The sequence below is a fragment of the Pelagibacterium sp. genome, assembly GCF_035555455.1.
Taxonomy (GTDB): domain Bacteria; phylum Pseudomonadota; class Alphaproteobacteria; order Rhizobiales; family Devosiaceae; genus Pelagibacterium.
This window is the reverse complement of sequence record NZ_DATMGM010000070.1, coordinates 121175-139726: the sequence shown is the minus strand read 5'-3', so window position 1 is coordinate 139726 and position 18552 is coordinate 121175. Positions and strand designations below refer to the sequence as shown.

Below are 18552 nucleotides of genomic sequence, written 5' to 3'. Positions count from 1 at the left end.
TCTAGCGGTTCGGGCACCGAGAACGGCTCGCCATACATTTCCTCATATTCGAGCTCGAAATATTCCGGCAGCCCATCGGCAATCGGGTGGCGCGGATTGACGACCCAAAGCCGCTCGCGTTCCCCCGCCTCGCGCCATTTCAACGCACAGGGCGTCCCCATCAACCGCTTGAAGATTTTCGAGAAATGCGCCGAGTGCAGCAGGATCAGCCCCATCCCTTCCCAGACGCGCTTGGCGACCCGCTCCACAATCGCATCGTCCACAGCACCGTGATCGGCATGGCCCCACCACAACAAGACATCGGTGCGGGCCAGGACCTCGTCGGTCAAGCCGTGCTCGGGATCCTGAAGCACGGCCGTAGCGGTCTCGATCTCGCTGTCCTCACCCAGCAGTCTGGCGATCTGGGTATGCATCCCGTCCGGATAGAGCGCCGCAACCGCCTCGCTCTGATGTTCGTGGATGTTCTCGCCCCAGACCAGCGCCTTGATGGCCATCGTCATTACTCCTGTGACCCGCTTGGCCGCCTTCAGCCAAAACGTTTTGAATTGTGGACCGCACTGAGGCACCGCCGGGAGAGGCGCCTCGCATGTCTGCCGCTTCCATGATTTCCTGCCCGCCGTCTATCCGGCACAAGCAGATAATATTGCGTCCGCTGTATCGCGTTTGCACGCGAATTAGGAGTGACAAAATACAACGGTCGAACAAAAAAAGAGGCGGATGGTTCCGCCTCTTCTCAGCAATCGCTACCGGCAGGCCATCACTCGATCTTATCGGTGACAACAGAGGAATAAGCCCCTTCCGGTTCGACCGTGATCGCCGGGTTCTCCGCCGAGACAGCCGACAACAATGTCGCCACCGTCTGCTCATAGGCATCGATGTCCAGAGCCGGGCTGTTCCCAACCAGGGCCGCCGCTTCGATGACCTGATAGGTCTGGCTGTCGAGCATCAGCGCGCCGGACATATCGTTATTGAGAACAATCTGGGCCGCCTCTTCCGGATTGTCACGCGCGTACTCCCAGCCGCGCATGGAGGCCACGACAAACGCCGCCATGGCATCGACAAAGGCCGCATCGTTGAGCCGGTCTTCGAGAACGTACAGCCCGTCCTCCAACATCCCGACACCCTCATCGGCATAGTTAAAGAGCGTCAGGCTCTCGGGCGGAATGCCCGCGTCGAGGACCTGCTTGTATTCATTATAGCGCATGACCGAAATGCAATCGGCCTGCCCCTGCAGCAGCGGGTCTGCCGAGAACGCCTGACGGAGCACTTCCACCCCCTCGGGGCTGCCATCGGTGGGCAGGTCGAGCTTGGCCATCCACGCATAAAATGGATATTCATTACCAGAGAACCAGACTCCCAATGTCTTGCCGGGGAAGTCGGCGCTCGATTGAATGCCGCTCTCTTGCGAGCACACGAATTCCAGCGCCGTGGTGGCAAAGGGCTGTGCGATATTGACCAGCGGAACCCCGCGCTCGCGCGCCGCCAGTCCAGCCGCCATCCAGGTGGTGATGACATCCGCCCCGCCGCCGGCGATCACCTGCTCAGGAGCAATATCAGGGCCGCCCGGATTGATGGTGACATTGAGGCCTTCGTCTTCATAAAAGCCCTTGTCCTTGGCCACCAGATAGCCCGCGAACTGGCCCTGGTTGACCCATTTGAGCTGGAACGTCACGGGATACAGGTCCTGGGCCTGAAGCGGCGTGCCCGCGATCAGGAATGCGCCTGCAAGCGCCATGATTCTAAGCGATTTCATAATGCCGTTTCCCCTTGTTGCGCGAGTGTGGCCTGGCCCAGTGCCATGGCCTGCTCCCCGCCTTCACCCTGTTCTTGTTTTTGCCGAACGCGACAGGGCTGTTCAGGCTATTCCGTCCGTCCCCCTCGAACCGACGGATGCCAGAAGGTGACTGCGCGCTCGATAAGCGCAATCACCCCGTAGAACACCGAGCCGGCGATTGCGGCGACCGCAATCTCGGCCCAGACCATATCGACCTGAAGTCGTCCGATGGCCGCGGATATCCGGAACCCCATGCCGACCACGGGCGTCCCGAAGAACTCTGCAACAATGGCACCGATCAGCGCCAGCGTCGAATTGATCTTGAGCGCATTGAAGATAAAGGGCCAGGCCATGGGCAAGCGCAATTTTGCCAGCGTCTGCCAATACCCCGCCGCATAGGTGCGCATCAGGTCCTTCTCGATGGCCCCCGTTGCGTTCAGCCCCGCAACAGTATTCACCAGCATCGGAAAGAACGTCATCACAACGACCACCGCGGCCTTCGATTGCCAATCGAACCCGAACCACATCACCATGATCGGGGCGATGCCCACCAGCGGCAGGGCCGAGACGAAATTGCCCACCGGCAGCAGCCCGCGCTTGAGAAACGGCGAGCGGTCGATCGCTATCCCAACGAGAAACGCCGACCCACAGCCAATCGCATAGCCGATCAGTACCGATTTCAGGAACGTCTGCTGAAAATCGGCCCAGAGCGGATTGGGAAGCGACGCTACGATACGCGCCCAGATCACCGACGGCGCGGGGAGCAAGACCGCTGGCACCGAAAAGCCCCGCACCAGCCCTTCCCAGATAACCACCAGCGTCACTCCGAACAGCAGCGGCACAGCCACATTAATCGCCGTCCCCAGCACGCGGTCCTTTGTCCTGACGCGGACCAGCGCCTCGTTGATCCCCCATCCCGCCAGCCAGACCGCGAACGCGGTGATGATCCATCCGCTGTTCATGCCGGCGCTCCCATGGCCCGTCCGGTGAACCGCTCTACAGCCGCGATCAAAAAGATCAGCCCCGCTGACAGTCCCGCCGCCATCAGCAAGGCCGCCCAGATCTGGGTGGTCTGCCCGTAATAGGATCCCGCCAGCAAGCGCGATCCCAAGCCCCCCGCTGCCCCCGTCGGCAGTTCACCAACAATCGCTCCCACGAGGGACGCCGCCACCCCGACCTTCATCGACGCAAACAGGAACGGCACCGCTGCCGGCCAGCGCAATTTCCAAAATAGTTGCGCCCCGGAAGCATTATAGGTGCGCATAAGGTCAAGATGAATGGCTTCCGGGCTCCGGAACCCTTTGACCATGCCGACGACCACCGGAAAGAACGACAAATACGTTGAGATCAGAGCCTTGGGGATCAGCCCCGACAGTCCCACGGAATTGAGAACCACCACAATCATCGGCGCCGTAGCGAGCACAGGAATCGTCTGGCTGGCAATAATCCAGGGCATCAGCGAGCGATCCATCGCCCGGTTATGAACGATCAACACCGCCAGCCCGATGCCCAGCACCGTTCCGAAAACAAACCCAAGCGCTGTTGCGGACAGGGTGATCCAGGCGTGGAAGATCAGGCTGCGCGGCGTTGAAGGATCGGCCATGAACACCGAATTCCAGAACTCCGTCGCCACCTGATGCGGCGCGGGCAGCACCGGGCGCTGCTGGGAATAAAGATCGGTTAGATATTGCCCGATCGGCACGTCGACAATCTCGCCCCGCGCATAGACCGATTGCTGCCACGGCGCATTGAGCACAATCGCAAAGGCGTACCAGAGGACGATGATGGCAAGCACCACAACGCCGACCGGAACGATATTGGAGCGGCGCACCCAATCCATCGATCTATTCCTCGTAGGAATGGCCGGCCCGCAGTCCTTCCCGGACGCGGGCAGCGATTTCGAGGAACTCAGGCGCCTCGCGGATATCCAGCGGCCGCTCGCGGGGGAGCGTGGATTCAATGATATCGGTCACCCGCCCCGGACGCGGACTCATCACCACGATCTTGGTCGAGAGATAAACCGCCTCGGGAATGGAGTGGGTCACAAAGCAGATCGTCTTGTTGGTCCTGTCCCACAAGTCGAGCAATTGTTCGTTGAGATGATCGCGCACGATCTCGTCCAGCGCCCCGAACGGCTCATCCATCAGGAGCAGATCGGCATCAAAAGCCAGCGCCCGGGCGATCGACGCCCGCTGCTGCATGCCGCCTGATAACTGCCAGGGATATTTCTTCTCAAAGCCCGAAAGGTTGACCATCTCCAGCGTACGGGCGATGCGCTCTTTCTGCTCGGCCCTGGAATAGCCCATGATTTCGAGGGGCAGCGCGACGTTGCGCTCGATTGTGCGCCACGGATAGAGCGCCGCCGCCTGGAAAACATAGCCATAGGACCGGGCTTTACGTGCCGCTTGTGGACTCGTCCCATTGACGGTAATCGACCCGGCTGTCGGTTGCTCCAGATCAGCGATCACCCGCAAGAATGTGGTTTTCCCGCAGCCCGAAGGCCCGATGAAAGAGACGAACTCCCCCTTGCCAACGGTCAGATCGACATCTGATAGCGCGTGAACCGGTCCGTCTGCAGTCTCGAAAGTAAGGCCAAGGCCTTTGGCTGATACAACGTCACTCAAAGAACAGCCCCTTCGCCCGGTGCCAAGCACCGTCCCTCCTCCGTCTCTCCCTTAAACGAGAGGCCGGACTCCTTCCCATACGCCCGCTTCATGGGTCAAACCCCACTCACCGGTATCCCACTGCGCTCGATCTTGCGCGGGGCGGTCAATTCCTTCCACTTCGAAAACGCTGTATTCACAGGCATATTGGGTTGGCGGGGAACGAACTGGCCGTGACCAGGCTCGTGCTTCATGGTCGCTTCCTCAACCGAAACCTTTCCGCGTGAAAGCACGAAACGCGGCAGGCCGGTGACCTCGAAGCCCTCGAAGACATTGTAGTCGATTGCTGATTGCTGGGTTTTGGCCGAAATGGTCTTCTTGCGTTTCGGGTCCCAGACGACGAGGTCGGCATCCGCGCCGGGCAGAACCGCGCCCTTTTTCGGATAGCAGTTGAGGATCTTGGCGATGTTGGTCGAGGTGACGGCGACGAACTCGTTCATGGTCAGCCGCCCGGTATTCACGCCAAACGTCCAGAGCAGCGACATCCGGTCTTCAAGTCCGCCGGTGCCGTTGGGGATCTTGGTAAAATCGCCAATGCCGGTGCGCTTCTGGTCGGTGGTGAAAGCGCAGTGGTCGGTCGCCACCACCTGCAGCGAACCCGCCGCCAACCCGGCCCACAGCGAATCCTGATGCTTCTTGTTGCGGAATGGCGGGCTCATCACCCGGCGCGCCGCATGATCCCAGTCCTTGTCGAAATATTCGCTCTCATCGAGGATCAAATGCTGGATCAGCGGCTCACCGTAAACGCGCATGCCGCGCTGCCGCGCCCGGCGGATGGCCTCATGACTGTCCTCGCACGAGGTATGGACAACATAGAGCGGCACGCCCGCCATATCGGCGATCATGATGGCGCGGTTGGTGGCTTCTCCTTCCACCTCGGCGGGACGTGAATAGGCGTGCGCCTCCGGCCCGTTATTGCCTTCCGCAAGCAGCCGGGCAGATTTTTCAGCAACGATATCGCCATTTTCGGCATGGACGAGCGGCAATGCACCAAGCTCCGCGCAGCGCTGGAAGCTGGCAAACATCTCATCGTCATTGACCATCAGCGAGCCTTTGTAGGCCATAAAGTGCTTGAAGCTGGTGATGCCCTTTTTGACGATCTCCTCCATTTCATCAAACACCTGCTCTCCCCACCAGGTGATCGCCATGTGGAAGGCATAATCGCAACTGGCCTTGCCCGATTTGTTGTCCCACATCGATAGCGCTTCCAGCAGGCTCTGATTGGGATTGGGCAGGCAGAAATCGACCACCATCGTGGTACCCCCCGACAGCGCCGCGCGGGTGCCGGATTCGAAATCATCGCTGGAATAGGTGCCCATGAACGGCATTTCGAGATGGGTGTGCGGATCGATACCCCCCGGCATGACATAACAGCCGGTAGCGTCGAGTACAGTGTCGCCCGAAAGGTCCGGGCCGATCTCGACGATAGTGTCGCCGTCGATTTTCACATCGGCCTTATAGGTGAGATCGGCGGTGACGATGGTGCCGCCCTTGATGACAGTGCTCATTGTGTTTCCCCTCCGATTTCGGCAGCATTCATCGCTCTTGCGTTAGATCGCAAGGCGCTGGAAATTTCCGATTTCAATTAGAACAGTCAGGCCTCGACGAGTTCGAGCCGCTTCTCGATACGCGCCATGCGATCGTCTATCCGATCCACGCGGATCGAAAGGTTTGCATATTGCTGTTCGAGTATCCCCAGCCGGCCCTTGATTTCCCGCAAATCGTCCGAATGCCGATCCTGCGCCGAGCGGATCGCACGCAAATGTTCGAGGACGACGTTTTCGGTGGACATGGAGCATTCCTTCCTGCGGCGACCGCCTACAATATAGGCGCACCCCGCTCACTCCACAATCTCCGCGCTCTCCAGCACCGCGTGCAGCAGCACATCCGCCCCGGCTGTAGCCCAGTCTTTGGAAATGTCCTCCGCCTCGTTGTGGCTCAGCCCGTCGACACAGGGGCACATGACCATGGCGGTGGGGTAGAGCCGGTTGACCCAGCAGGCGTCGTGCCCCGCGCCAGAGACGATGTCGCGATGCGAGTAGCCCAGCCGTTCGGCCGCATTGCGCACCGCATCGACACAATTTGCGTCGAAGGTGACGGGATCAAAATGCCCCGTCACTTCAATCCCCATCTCAAGGCCCAGTTCCTCGGCGATCCTGGGCGCTTCGGCCTCGAACCGTGCTTTCATCGCATCAAGAATATCCTGATGCGGCGAGCGGAAATCGATGGTGAACACGACTTTGCCGGCAATAACGTTGCGCGAATTGGGATGGAAATCGCAATGGCCGATGGCGCCCACCGCGTCAGGCTGATGGCTCATGGCGATCTGGTGGACCAGTTCGGTCATCCGCGCCATGCCCAGCCCGGCGTTGCGACGCATCGGCATGGGCGTCGAGCCGGTATGCGCGTCCTTTCCGGTAAGCGTAACCTCCAGCCACCACAGCCCCTGCCCGTGGGTGACGACGCCGATATCCTTGCCTTCGGCTTCCAAGATCGGTCCCTGCTCGATATGAAGCTCGAACAGCGCCTTCATCTTGCGCGCGCCGACGTCCTCATCGCCCACCCAGCCGATGCGCCGCAGCTCATCGCCGAACTTCAGCCCCTTGGCATCCACCCGATCGTAAGCCCAGTCCAGATCGTGCATACCTGCAAAAACGCCCGAGGCCAGCATGGCTGGAGCAAAGCGGGTGCCCTCTTCATTGGTCCAGTTGGTGACAACAATCGGATGTTTCGTTTTCACCCCCAAATCGTTGAGCGTACGCACCAGTTCGAGCCCGCCAAGAACGCCCAGCACCCCGTCAAATTTCCCCCCGGTGGGCTGGGTGTCGAGGTGCGAGCCCACATAGACGGGGAGTGCGTCGGGATCGGTGCCCTCCCGGCGGGCAAACATGCTGCCCATCCTGTCGACGCCCATTTCAAGCCCGGCGTCCTCGCACCAGCGCTGAAACAGGTCTCGGCCTTCCTTGTCGGCGTCGGTCAGCGTCTGGCGATTGTTGCCCCCGGCCACGCCCGGGCCGATTTTCGCCATCTCCATCAGCGAGTCCCAGAGCCTGTCGCCATTGATCCTGAGGTTGTCACCAAGATTGGCCATGCTCTGAAACTCCTTGAAAATCTTACAGCGTCGGAAAGGTAAATTGGGCGCCCGATTTGATGCCCGCCGGCCACCGGGTGGTGACGGTTTTCAGCCGCGTATAGAAATGTATACCCTCGGGTCCATAGATCGAATGATCGCCGAACAGACTCCGCTTCCAGCCGCCAAAGGAATGATAGGCAACGGGCACCGGGATCGGCACGTTGACGCCAATCATCCCAACTTCGATCCGATCGGCGAAGTCACGGGCCGCATCGCCATCGCGTGTGAAGATGGCGACTCCGTTGCCGTATTCATGACCATCGACGATCTTCACCGCATCCGCATAATCACCCGCCCGGACGACGGACAGCACGGGGCCAAAAATCTCTTCCTTGTAGATGGTCATGTCCGGCGTCACCCGATCAAACAATGTGCCGCCAACGTAATACCCGTCTTCATAGCCCTGCAATGAAAAGCCACGTCCATCGACAAGGAGTTGCGCTCCCTCTTTCACGCCCTGATCGATATAGGCGAGCACCTTGTCGCGATGCTGCGCCGTCACTAACGGCCCCATCTCGGCATCTCTGTCAGTCGACGGGCCGATCTTGAGCTTCTCGACCCGCGGCTTCAACCGCTCGATCAGGGCATCGGCGGTTTTTTCCCCAACCGGCACGGCAACCGAGATCGCCATGCAGCGCTCTCCAGCGGACCCGTACCCGGCGCCCATCAAAGCGTCGGCCGCCTGATCCAGGTCCGCATCGGGGAGGATCACCATATGGTTCTTGGCCCCGCCGAGGGCCTGAACGCGCTTTCCGGCCCGGGTGCCGCGCTGATAGACATATTCGGCAATCGGGGTTGACCCCACAAAGCTCACCGCCTTGATGTCGGGGTGGTCCAGAATATGGTCCACGGCCTCCTTGTCACCGTGAACGATGTTGAGCAGCCCCTCCGGCAGCCCGGCTTCCATGATCAGGTTCCAGGCGAACACCGTCGCCGACGGATCGCGTTCGGAAGGCTTGAGGATAAAGGCGTTGCCGCAGGCGATGGCTGCCGGATACATCCACATCGGCACCATGGCGGGAAAATTGAACGGCGTGATCCCGGCGACGACGCCAAGCGGTTGCCGGTCATCATAGGTATCGATGCCGGGCCCGGCGTTGCGGCTGAAGGTGCCTTTGAGCAGTTCCGGAATGCCACAGGCATATTCCACGCACTCGATGCCGCGCTGAACTTCCCCCAGAGCGTCATCATGGGTCTTGCCATGCTCGCGCGAGATTTGCCGTGCCAGATCGGCCGCGTGGCGGTCGAGCAACTCCTTGAACCTGAACATCACCCGCGCCCGTTTCAGCGGTGGCGTATGTCCCCATTCCGGCTGCGCCGCTTTGGCCGATGCTATGGCTGCATCGATCTCGGTCGGCAGCGATAGCGGAAGCTCGGCAATCTGTTCCCCGGTGGCCGGGTTATAGACCGGAGCGCGGCGTCCCGACGATGAGACAACCCGTTTGCCTGCAATGGCATTTTCGATCACTTGCATGCTCAATCCACCTCCCCGAGGACCGTGCGGATGGTATCGACGATCTGGTCGATATCGGCTTTTTCGACGATGAGAGGCGGCGACAGGGCAATGATGTCCCCCGTCGTCCGGATCAGAACGCCCCGTTCATACGCTTTTACAAAGGCTGCAAACGCTCGCTTTGTCGGCTGCCCGGCAATCGGTTCAAGCTCAATCGCGCCGACCAACCCGATATTGCGGATATCGATAACGTGCGGCGCATCCCGCAGCGCATGCAACGCATCTTCCCAATAGGGCGCGAGTTCGGCGCCCCGGGTCAGCAACCCTTCCTGCTTATAGGTCTCCAGCGTCGCCAGACCTGCCGCCGAGGCTATGGGGTTGCCGGAATACGTATAGCCGTGAAAAAACTCAATGAGGTGCTCGGGCCCGGTCATGAAGGCGTCGTGAATTTTCGACGACACCAGCACGGCTCCCATAGGGATAACACCGTTGGTCAGCCCCTTCGCGGTGATCATGATGTCTGGCGTCACGCCAAAATAATCCGCAGCAAAGGGCGCACCCAGCCGCCCGAACCCGGTGATCACCTCGTCGAAGATCAGGATAATGCCGTACCGGTCGCAGATTTCGCGCAAGCGCTTGAGGTATCCCGGCGGTGGGATCAGAACCCCCGTCGACCCCGCCACCGGCTCGACGATCACCGCAGCGATCGTTGAAGCGTCGTGAAGCGTAACGATTCGCTCCAGCTCATCGGCCAGTTCAGCGCCATATTCAGGTTCGCCGCGCGAAAACGCATTGCGGGCCAGATCGTGGGTGTGGGGCATATGATCGACGCCGGTTAGCAAGGTGCCGAACATCTTGCGATTGGAGACAATGCCGCCGACGGAAATGCCGCCGAAATTGACCCCGTGATAGCCGCGTTCGCGCCCGATCAGCCGGGTTCGCGCACCCTCTCCGATCGCCCGCTGATAGGCGATAGCAACCTTGAGCGCGGTCTCGACCGACTCCGATCCCGAATTGGTGAACAGCACATGATCCAGTCCTTCGGGTGCCAGATCAGCCAGCCGGTTCGCCAACTCGAACGCCTTTGGATGCCCCATCTGAAAGGCGGGCGCATAATCGAGTTCCGCCGCCTGCTTCTGGATCGCCTCTGTTATCAGCGGACGGCAGTGCCCCGCATTGACGCACCAAAGCCCGGCCGTCGCATCAAGCACTTGCCGCCCATCAGCGGTCGTATAGTGCATGTCCTTGGCAGCCACGAACATCCGCGGGTTTTGCTTGAACTGACGATTTGCCGTAAACGGCATCCAGAAAGCCGAAAGGTCGTTAGGAATGGACGGCGCTTCTTGCAACATTTGCCCCTCTCTCGCCTCATCCGGCTGACACACACCGGCTGTTGAATTCGATCAGATTTTTTTTGACCGATTGGAAAAATTCTAGCACTGTCTTTCACACGTGCAAGGGCAATAATTCATCGCCTGCTTCGCCAACTCGAAGTCAGGCCTGGTTCGAAGGTGCCATCGACGGCATCGCCAAAGGCAAGGCAAACCCTATTTTATGAGTGCAAAAGCACAGCGCCCAAGGCCAAAGACGCGCATCCAGCGCGAGAAACAGGAAGTTATCCTGGAGGCGGCTCTCGACGTTTTTTCCCAGTTCGGGTTCCGCGGCTCGACCATCGACCAGATCGCCGAAGCTGCCGGCATGAGCAAGCCGAACCTGCTCTATTACTTCAAATCCAAGGAAGATATTCACGCCCCCCTCCTGGCGCGCATTCTCGACACCTGGCTGGAGCCCCTTCGCGAAATGAGCCCAGAAGGCGACGCCTTATCCGAGATCCGATCCTATATTCGGCGCAAGTTGGAAATGAGCCGCGATTTTCCGAGAGAGAGCCGTCTGTTTGCCAACGAAATGCTGCGCGGGGCACCCGGATTTTATGAGATCCTGCATACGGACCTCAAGACACTGGTCGATGAAAAGGCGTTGATTATCACCGGCTGGATGGCGGAGGGCCGACTGGCGCGCTGCGATCCCTATCACCTGATTTTTTCGATCTGGGCGACCACGCAGCACTATGCCGATTTCGACATCCAGGTGCAGGCCGTGCTTGGGTCTGAACGTGGTGGAGACAACAGGTTCGAGGACGCGGCGCTGTTTCTCGATCAGCTCTACCTACACGGCCTGACCCCGAAATAACGGCCTGTAGCGCCTTTTCGGGATGGCAGATCACCAGACGCAAAAAGGCCCTGTACACGGCTTTGGCGCTCCGCATACAGGGCCAAGGGGCAGGCCTCACTCCTGCAAGAACGTGTATAGCCGACTCAAACATGACTGTAAAGATCATGTTTGAGTAAATGAGGAAATTAGTGCTGGTTAACCGGCAGAGCCAGCCGGTCAGTTCAGTTCGAGGCCGAGCATTTCAATACCAAGGCGCGACCGCATGGCCCGCCGCTTGTCGGTCAGATCGGCAATCGTATAGGAGGCCAGAACTGCAAAGAAAGCATCGAGCGCCTCATGCAGGGCGGCACTTAGCTCGCATCCGCCAACCAGCGGGCAGCTGGTTTCCCCACCATCAAAACATTCGGCCAGAGAGAAGTTTTCTTCAGTCAGCTTGATGACATCGAGCAACGTTATCTCAGCCGCTGGCCGCCCCAGACGGATGCCGCCATGACGCCCCCGCACGGTTTCGATCAGATTGTTTTCAACAAGTGGCTTGATGAGCTTGAACAGGAAAAGCTCCGAAATCCCGTATGCTTTTGCAATATCGCTTACCCTGGACAACTCGGGCACATTGATCGCGCAATACATCAGCGTACGCACCGCATAGCTTGACTGGCGTGTCAATCTCATCGTTTTCGTCCTGTCTTGTGGCGCCTACAGCGCAAAGTTCCCGTACCCTTCCCCCCGCTTTGGAGGCCGGGCGATGGCTGAAGTTTATAACAATTCTAAACTATGTCAACAAAAGCTGACCAGTTCTTTCATGATTTCTATCGGCGCTGACGCTTTCATTTTTCCGACCCTTGACTAGGATCGCTGTGCAGAGACGAGTTCACGGAGACCATTTTGGCACGCAAGATCATCATCGATACCGACCCCGGCCAGGACGACGCCGTCGCCATTCTGCTGGCGCTGGCCAGTCCGCAAGAGCTCGACATCCTCGGCGTCGTCGCAGTTGCCGGCAATGTCGGCCTCGCCCAGAATGCCCGCAATGCCCTCAAAGTGGTGGAGCTGTCCGGCCGTGATGATGTTCGGGTTTTTGCGGGCTGTCCACGGCCCATGATGCGCGAACTGGTCACCGCCGAGCATGTCCATGGCCAGTCCGGCCTCGATGGCCCCGATCTGCCTGAACCCGAAATCGCGCTACAGCAGCAGCATGGCGTCGACTTCATCATCGAAACCTTGCGCTCCGAACCGGAAAAAACCGTTACCCTGTGCGCCCTTGGCCCGCTGACCAACCTGGCCATGGCCCTCGTCAAGGCGCCCGATATCGCGTCGCGCATCGAGGAGATCGTGCTGATGGGCGGGGCCTATTTCGAAGTCGGCAATATTACCCCCGCTGCCGAATTCAACATCTATGTCGACCCAGAGGCAGCGCAGACCGTCTTTCAGTGCGGCGCACCCATCACCATGATGCCGCTCGACGTGACCCACCAGATGCTCGGAACCCCCGACCGTATCGCGGCTTTTGCCGCGCTGGGCAACCGCTCGGGCATGGCTGTCGCTGCCATGCTGGGCTTTTCCGAACGCTTCGACCTCAAAAAATATGGCGGCCCCGGCGCTCCGCTGCATGATCCGTGCGTCATCGCCTATCTTCTGGCGCCGCAGATTTTCGAGGGCAAGACCTGCAACGTCGAAATCGAGACCGGCAGCGCGCTCACACGTGGCATGACGGTCACCGACTACTGGCACGTCACCGATCGCGCGCCCAACGCCAACTTCATCCGATCCGGTGATTCGGACGCGTTCTTCGCCCTGATCGCCGAGCGCATCGCACGCCTGCCATAGGAACCGCCATGTCCCATTTTGTCACGACTTCCTGGCTTGCAGACCGGCTCGATGATCCCGCTATCCAGATAATCGACGCCTCCTGGCATATGCCCAATTCCGGTCGCGATGGCCGAAATGAGTTCCTCGCCGGCCATATCCCCGGAGCAATCTTTTTCGATATCGATCAGGTCGCAGATACCAGCACCGACCTGCCCCACATGCTGCCGGACGAAACCACCTTTGGAGCGATGGCCGGCGCGCTGGGCATTTCGTCAGATGCCACCCTTGTCGTCTATGATGAGCATGGGCTGTTTTCCGCCGCCCGCGCCTGGTGGACGTTCACTGTGATGGGGGCGAAAGCGGTGAAAATTCTCGAAGGCGGCGGTCTAAAATGGCGCGCGGAAGGCCGCCCGCTCGAAGCAGGCGAAACCAAAGCACTACCGACGACATTTGCCGCCAAGCTTCGCCCCGGTGCCGTCGCCTCCTTCGCTGACGTGCTTGCCGCCAGCCAGGCGCGCGATCAGATCCTCGATGCCCGCCCCGCACCGCGCTTTAGCGGAGACACACCCGAACCCCGGCCCGGCCTCGCCTCCGGGCACATCCCCACCAGCCGCAACCTGCCGTTCGGCGAACTGATTGCCAACGGACGGCTGAAATCCGATCCCGAACTGGAAGAGATCATCCGTAGTGCCGGTATCGATCCCGAACAGCCCATCATCACGTCGTGCGGATCGGGAGTGACAGCCGCCATCCTCGCACTCGCCCTCGATACCATAGGGGCCCGCGAGGTCGCGCTCTATGATGGCTCTTGGGCCGAATGGGGCGCACGCTCCGACGCGCCGGTCGAAACCGGCCCGGCCAGCTCAAGCGGCGTTTGATTTGACCTCAGACACGCGATTGCGGCCTGACCGTTTGGACAGATAGAGCGCATTGTCCGCCTTGCGGATCAGTGTATCGAGGCTCACCCCGGTCTTTTCCGCAATCGCAACTCCGGCACTGACCGTGCAGACGATCGACTCATCTCCCGCGGGGTAGCTCGTTCGCCCCATGATCGCCCTGATACGCTCAGCCAGCGCCAGCGAGTCGACAGATGAACTGTCGGACAGCACCAGCACGAACTCCTCGCCTCCGAGGCGCACCGCCATATCCTCTGCGCGGCAATTTTCGACCAGTATGGCGGCAAAACTGCGCAACACCATATCGCCGACCCCATGACCATGCCGGTCATTGACGACCTTGAAGTTATCCAGATCGAACACGACCAACGCCGTGCCCTGCGGGACGATGCCGATGCTGAAATGCTCGAACAACGCCCGCCGGTTCTGGATGCCCGTCAAGGCGTCGGTCAGCGACGCCACCTGATGGCGTCGGCTGATGCGCTCCTGGTGGATGGTGATGAATAACCCTCCAATCCCCGTGATCGCAATCACCGCAGCAACCAGATTGATCCCTTCAGCCCAATTGTCGGGGGACTGCCCATTGAGATAGAGCGGCGTTTCGGTCAGCGCGACAATAGCGCACAACAGATAGGAAAACGCGAGCAAGCCATGCAGAAGTCCGATGGCCGAGATCGGCCCCGGTGATTCCCGGCGCGCCAGCCAGTATTGATACCCGCAATAGGCTAGCAACATCGCGCTTATCAGATTGGTCAGACCGAAGCCGAGCCCGTCATATCCTAAAACTCCTACGATGAGGATCGGAAGCGTCCCCCCTCCGCCAAGGATCAGCGTAGTCCGGTAGTCGAGCCGCCCGTCGCGGAACTGCGTCATCCCACCATAGCTGCCGGCAAAACCGGCAACCATCAGGATTCCCGCAGCCGTGGAAAGCACTCCATTGCCCGTGGAGTGGAAAATGGAAAACCCGCCGATTGCCATAATGATGATGGCAATGGAAATCGCCCACGTGAGCAGGAACCCGGACGCGCGCTCGCGCATCCAGGAAATGAGCAAGGTGAAGCACAGCGCGATTCCGGCTGCGCCCGACGCCATCAGCAGCGAATTGTAATCAAAGCCCATAGCACGCTGAATTCAGGTTGGTCCGCCGCGAACCTATCATTCACGCGATCGGGAAAGGTACTGATCTTTGGCGACTGGTATCCAAACCCTTAGCGACGCGAAAGCTCCGATTTTTGACCGTTTGGTCGAAAAATCCGCATAACTCGCTCTTTTCGCTTTTGAATCTCACCGCTTTCTGGTTTGCTGTAGCTTCCGGTGGCACAGGGAGGCCTTTGGTCAGCCACCCGGAGGAGGAAACAATAACCATAAGGGGCCGCCCCAGACGCATGGCAAAGATTCTGGAGATCAGGGATCTTCACAAGTCCTTTGGCAATCTCGAAGTGCTCAAAGGTGTATCGCTTGATGCACGGGCGGGGGATGTCGTTTCGCTGATCGGCTCTTCAGGGTCGGGAAAATCGACCCTTTTGCGGTGCATCAATATGCTCGAAGTGCCCAATCAGGGCTCCGTGGTCATCGACGGCGAAGAGGTTGCCCTCTCGGCTGAGGGCATGGACCGTCACCCCACCGACGCAGGGCAATTGCGCCGTGTGCGGTCCGAGTTGGGCATGGTCTTCCAGTCGTTCAATCTCTGGTCCCACATGACGATTCTCGAAAACGTCATGGAAGCTCCGGTTCACGTGCAAAAGCGCGATCGCAACGAAGTGTACGATCAGGCTATCTCATTGCTGGAAAAGGTCGGCATCGTTGAAAAGGCGGACGCTTTTCCCGCTCAGCTTTCGGGCGGCCAGCAGCAGCGCGCCGCCATTGCGCGGGCACTGTGCATCAACCCCAAGATCATGCTGTTCGACGAGCCCACCTCAGCGCTCGATCCCGAACTCGAAGTCGAGGTTCTGCGGGTCATCAAAATGCTGGCCGATGAAGGCCGCACCATGCTGCTCGTCACCCACGACATGAAATTCGCGCGCGAAGTCTCCGACAAGGTGATTTTCCTCCATCTGGGCCGGATCGAGGAGCACGGCACCGTCGAGGAGGTCTTCGGCGCGACAAAATCTGACCGGCTGCGCCAATTTTTGAGCGCAGCCGGGCACGCCTGACCGGGAGGGAACCCAACATCATGCGTAAGGTGGGACCCGGTCATTATCACCGCAACCAAAAAATTTAGGGAGAGTCGATCAATGAAAAAGGTGATACTCGCCGCTGCCGCTCTGGCAGCATTTTCCACAGCCGCTCACGCTCAGGATGTCCTGCGCGTGGGAACCGAGGGAGCCTATCCCCCGTGGAATTTCGTCAACGATGCCGGCGAACTTGCCGGCTATGAAATCGACCTGGCCAACGCCATCTGCGAGCAGATCAATCGGACCTGCCAATTCGTGCAGAGCGAATGGGATCCCATCATCCCCAATCTGGTCGCCGGCAACTACGATGTGATCATGGCGGGCATGTCGATTACCGACGAACGCCTGCAGTCGATCAACTTCACAGAGGATTATTTCCCGCCCGACCCGTCCAAATACATCGTGATCGCCGGCACCGATCTTGATCTGGACAATCCGTCTGGACTCCGGATCGGGGTGCAGAGCAACACGATACAGGCCGGCTATGCGGAGGAAAACTTCAGCAGCAACAACACCATCGTCTCGTTTGCCACCTTCGATCAGTCGATCGCCGACGTGGCTGCGGGGAACGTGGACGTCGTGCTTGCCGATGGGTCTTCCCTCGATCCTGTCGTGGAAAATTCGGGCGGCGCACTCGAAATCATCGGCCCGGAAGTGCTGGTTGGTGACGGGGTTGCCGGTGGTGTCCGCAAGGAGGATACCGACCTGCTCGCCACCCTCAACGAAGCTATTGGCGCCTTGAAGGCCGACGGCACCATCAACGCCTTGCTGGCGGAATGGTACGGCGACACGGCACCGTCCTACTGATTTCGCTTCGGTTACAATTCTCATCTCTGGCGGCACCACCGCCAGAGATGACCTCTCGGGGGGATGGCCGTGGAAGCCGAAGCTTTCTGGCTGTTTGACTGGCTGGGTGACGACGTCTCGTTCTGGGCGCGCTACCTGACCAACGGCAAACATCTCAACTGGTACGCCAGTTTTCGCTTCACCATTATGGCGGCCATTTTCGGGGCCTTGCTCGCGCTCGTGTTCGGCTTGCTTGGCGCCACGGCCAAGGCCTCCCGCTTTGCCCCGTTGCGCGCCATCGGCACTGTTTATATCGCCATGGTCCGGGGCATCCCCGATGTGCTGTTTTTCCTGTTTTTCCCGCTAGCATTCGAGCAGGGCGTCGAATGGATCTGGTCGTTTCAGGTCTGTACGCCGGAATCCATTGCCGCCAGCCAGGCGAACTGGCCGCCTTGCCGCGAGGCCAACTGGCTGCTGTCGACCAATGAATATCTCATTCTCGCCTGCGTCTCCCTGGGCATCATCTATGGTGCATTCACGGCCAATGTGATCCACGGAGCCATGCGGGCCGTTCCCCCTGGCCAGCTTGAGGCGGCCCGAGCTTTCGGCATGAGCGAGCGCCAGGTGCTCACGCGCGTGCATATACGGCAGATGTGGGCTTACGCCCTGCCTGGCCTCTCCAATGTCTGGATGCTTCTGGTCAAGGCGACCTCGCTGCTGTCGCTGCTTCAGGTCGCCGATATCGTCTGGTGGGCCGGTCAACTCGGCTCGCCCAATTACCTGCCGCAAGCCGGACTCGTGCATGGCGACTGGCGCTGGGCCTATTATCTGGCGTTGTTCATCTTCTATATTCTCGTGACGCTCTTGTCCGAGCGGGCCTTCACCCGTCTCAATGACTGGGCGCGGCGCGGCATGCCGGTGGAGGGCTGACCCATGGGCCTTTTGTCCGCCATCTGGGCCGATATCCTCACCTATGCCTATCCGGCGGTGTTCAACATCTATTTTGCCGCCGTGTCCTTGCCGATCGGCTTTGGGCTGGCGCTCCTGTGCGCGCTGGGCCGCAATTCCCGAAATACAGTCGTGCGGCAATTGTGCTCGGCCTATGTTTATGCCTTTCGCGGCTCGCCGCTGTTCATCCAGTTTTTCCTGTTCTATTCCATAGCGCTTGCGCTCAACCCGATCTGGTTTCGCCCCATGGGCATCACCTGGTTGATGACCAATCCGCTATTTATCGGCCCGCTCGCTCTCGTGATGAACACGACTGCCTACACGGCTGAAATTCTCTATGGCGCCCTGCGGACCGTTCCGCGTGGTGAACTCGAAGCCGCCCGCGCCTACGGCATGAGCCCGCTTCAGGTCTTCCGCACGGTCACCTGGCCCAACATGATCCGTGTTGCCTGGCCAGCCTATACCAATGAGGTGGTGTTCCTGTTCCACGCGACAGCGCTGGTCTATTTCACCCTGCCGGTAATCGGCAATCAGAAGGACATTTTGAGCAAGGCTAAAGAACTGTTCGAACGCGATTACAACGCATTCCTGCATCTTTCCGTCGCTGCGCTGTGGTTCCTGACCATCTCCATGGTCATCTTCTTTATCTTCGGGCTGGCCTATGAGCGCATGATGCGCCACATGCCCGGCGATCGCACCCGCGCACGGCCCCGCCTGCGCTTTGGTCCCAAATATATCCGGTAG

The 18552-nt window shown here is 59.7% G+C and carries 19 protein-coding genes; 7 read left to right on the top strand and 12 right to left on the bottom strand.

Annotated elements, in window-relative coordinates; genetic code table 11:
- The 10 genes from VNS12_RS15395 to aptA form a co-directional block, all read right to left on the bottom strand.
- The coding region (locus VNS12_RS15395) for a ThuA domain-containing protein (protein WP_325488736.1) at positions 1 to 494 on the bottom strand (494 nt) is incomplete at its 3' end.
- 263 nt (positions 495 to 757) lie between these two features.
- Positions 758 to 1753 (bottom strand): ABC transporter substrate-binding protein, encoded by a 996-nt coding sequence (locus VNS12_RS15390; RefSeq protein WP_325488735.1) that lies wholly within the window; start codon positions 1751 to 1753, stop codon positions 758 to 760.
- A 107-nt stretch (positions 1754 to 1860) separates the two neighbouring features.
- On the bottom strand, positions 1861 to 2736 hold the full coding sequence (locus tag VNS12_RS15385) for an ABC transporter permease (RefSeq protein ID WP_325488734.1): 876 nt from the start codon (positions 2734 to 2736) through the stop codon (positions 1861 to 1863).
- Entirely contained in the window at positions 2733 to 3614 is an 882-nt protein-coding gene (locus VNS12_RS15380; protein WP_325488733.1) for an ABC transporter permease, read from the bottom strand. The genes VNS12_RS15385 and VNS12_RS15380 overlap by 4 nt, the downstream gene beginning before the upstream one ends.
- Before the next feature lie 4 nt (positions 3615 to 3618).
- Positions 3619 to 4398 (bottom strand): ABC transporter ATP-binding protein, encoded by a 780-nt coding sequence (locus VNS12_RS15375; RefSeq protein ID WP_325488732.1) that lies wholly within the window; start codon positions 4396 to 4398, stop codon positions 3619 to 3621.
- 95 nt (positions 4399 to 4493) lie between these two features.
- Positions 4494 to 5945, bottom strand: a complete 1452-nt coding sequence (hydA, locus tag VNS12_RS15370; RefSeq protein ID WP_325488731.1) for a dihydropyrimidinase — start codon at positions 5943 to 5945, stop codon at positions 4494 to 4496.
- Positions 5946 to 6031: 86 nt separating this feature from the next.
- Positions 6032 to 6229: a hypothetical protein gene (locus VNS12_RS15365; RefSeq protein WP_325488730.1), complete on the bottom strand. Its 198-nt coding sequence runs from the start codon at positions 6227 to 6229 to the stop codon at positions 6032 to 6034.
- 48 nt (positions 6230 to 6277) lie between these two features.
- On the bottom strand, positions 6278 to 7528 hold the full coding sequence (locus tag VNS12_RS15360) for a Zn-dependent hydrolase (protein WP_325488729.1): 1251 nt from the start codon (positions 7526 to 7528) through the stop codon (positions 6278 to 6280).
- 22 nt (positions 7529 to 7550) lie between these two features.
- Positions 7551 to 9044 (bottom strand): CoA-acylating methylmalonate-semialdehyde dehydrogenase, encoded by a 1494-nt coding sequence (locus VNS12_RS15355; protein ID WP_325488728.1) that lies wholly within the window; start codon positions 9042 to 9044, stop codon positions 7551 to 7553.
- Between the two features lie 2 nt (positions 9045 to 9046).
- Positions 9047 to 10375, bottom strand: coding sequence for an omega-aminotransferase AptA (gene aptA / locus VNS12_RS15350; protein WP_325488727.1), 1329 nt, complete (start codon positions 10373 to 10375; stop codon positions 9047 to 9049).
- Positions 10376 to 10577: 202 nt separating this feature from the next.
- Between aptA and VNS12_RS15345 the strand changes: the two genes are divergently transcribed.
- Positions 10578 to 11213, top strand: coding sequence for a TetR family transcriptional regulator C-terminal domain-containing protein (locus VNS12_RS15345; RefSeq protein WP_325488726.1), 636 nt, complete (start codon positions 10578 to 10580; stop codon positions 11211 to 11213).
- Positions 11214 to 11411: 198 nt separating this feature from the next.
- Here VNS12_RS15345 and rirA read toward each other — a convergent pair whose 3' ends face one another.
- Entirely contained in the window at positions 11412 to 11867 is a 456-nt protein-coding gene (gene rirA, locus VNS12_RS15340) for an iron-responsive transcriptional regulator RirA (protein ID WP_325488725.1), read from the bottom strand.
- A gap of 213 nt (positions 11868 to 12080) precedes the next feature.
- Between rirA and VNS12_RS15335 the strand changes: the two genes are divergently transcribed.
- Positions 12081 to 13022: a nucleoside hydrolase gene (locus VNS12_RS15335; protein ID WP_325488724.1), complete on the top strand. Its 942-nt coding sequence runs from the start codon at positions 12081 to 12083 to the stop codon at positions 13020 to 13022.
- An 8-nt stretch (positions 13023 to 13030) separates the two neighbouring features.
- Entirely contained in the window at positions 13031 to 13882 is an 852-nt protein-coding gene (sseA, locus tag VNS12_RS15330; RefSeq protein ID WP_325488723.1) for a 3-mercaptopyruvate sulfurtransferase, read from the top strand.
- Here the strand turns inward: sseA and VNS12_RS15325 are convergent.
- The gene (locus VNS12_RS15325) at positions 13868 to 15019 is read right to left on the bottom strand and encodes a GGDEF domain-containing protein (RefSeq protein WP_325488722.1); all 1152 of its coding nucleotides are present in this window, start codon (positions 15017 to 15019) and stop codon (positions 13868 to 13870) included. The genes sseA and VNS12_RS15325 overlap by 15 nt on opposite strands.
- Before the next feature lie 266 nt (positions 15020 to 15285).
- Here VNS12_RS15325 and VNS12_RS15320 point away from each other — a divergent pair, with 266 nt between their 5' ends.
- From VNS12_RS15320 to VNS12_RS15305, 4 genes are all read left to right on the top strand, one after another.
- Positions 15286 to 16053: an ABC transporter ATP-binding protein gene (locus VNS12_RS15320; protein ID WP_325488721.1), complete on the top strand. Its 768-nt coding sequence runs from the start codon at positions 15286 to 15288 to the stop codon at positions 16051 to 16053.
- Between the two features lie 81 nt (positions 16054 to 16134).
- Entirely contained in the window at positions 16135 to 16881 is a 747-nt protein-coding gene (locus tag VNS12_RS15315; protein WP_325488720.1) for a transporter substrate-binding domain-containing protein, read from the top strand.
- 69 nt (positions 16882 to 16950) lie between these two features.
- Positions 16951 to 17790 carry an ABC transporter permease gene (locus VNS12_RS15310; protein WP_325488719.1) on the top strand — a complete coding sequence of 280 codons (840 nt, stop codon included), beginning with the start codon at positions 16951 to 16953 and terminating at the stop codon, positions 17788 to 17790.
- A 3-nt stretch (positions 17791 to 17793) separates the two neighbouring features.
- Positions 17794 to 18552, top strand: a complete 759-nt coding sequence (locus VNS12_RS15305) for an ABC transporter permease (RefSeq protein WP_325488718.1) — start codon at positions 17794 to 17796, stop codon at positions 18550 to 18552.